The sequence below is a fragment of the Halomonas sp. ATBC28 genome (assembly GCF_005937175.1).
Taxonomy (GTDB): domain Bacteria; phylum Pseudomonadota; class Gammaproteobacteria; order Pseudomonadales; family Halomonadaceae; genus Vreelandella; species Vreelandella titanicae.
This window is the reverse complement of the sequence record NZ_VCQL01000112.1, coordinates 1-448: the sequence shown is the minus strand read 5'-3', so window position 1 is coordinate 448 and position 448 is coordinate 1. Positions and strand designations below refer to the sequence as shown.

Annotated in this window: 1 protein-coding gene; it reads right to left on the bottom strand. The window is 57.1% G+C overall.

Going from position 1 to position 448, the window contains the following annotated elements; all coding sequences use genetic code 11:
• Positions 1 to 448, bottom strand: a 448-nt coding sequence (locus E0L35_RS25580) for a hypothetical protein (protein ID WP_212751721.1), incomplete at both ends; no start/stop codon positions are given.

Here is a 448-nt window from a genome sequence, read left to right as displayed (position 1 = left end):
GCACTGGAGATCCCGCCATACAGCGAAGCTTCGATCAGACGATAGAATTTGCTACGGTCAGATGCGGAGCGCAGACGACGCGCGATGATGCCCAGATCGAACATCAGCGAGTGGTAATCGGTAATGGAGTTGAACTGTTTAAACTGCACGCCTTCCATCGCCTCGAGCTTGTCTTTCAGCTCGTTAAGCGGCAGCAGCCGCGCCTGGCGTTCGTTCAGGGTTTCGGTCACCAGCTGTGTCGGCTGCACCGACATCGGCAGTCCCTGAATGGCAAATGGTTTGATATCCACTTTACGATCGCGTCCGGCAACCTGTTGCAGACGCACACCGACCACCACGCGCTGGTGGCGCGAGTTAATGGTGTCGAGCATCGAATAACAGACACCCGCTTTCAGCTTACCGTGCAGACCTTTATCGCGCGAACCGCTGGTGGCCCCGGCTTCCGTAG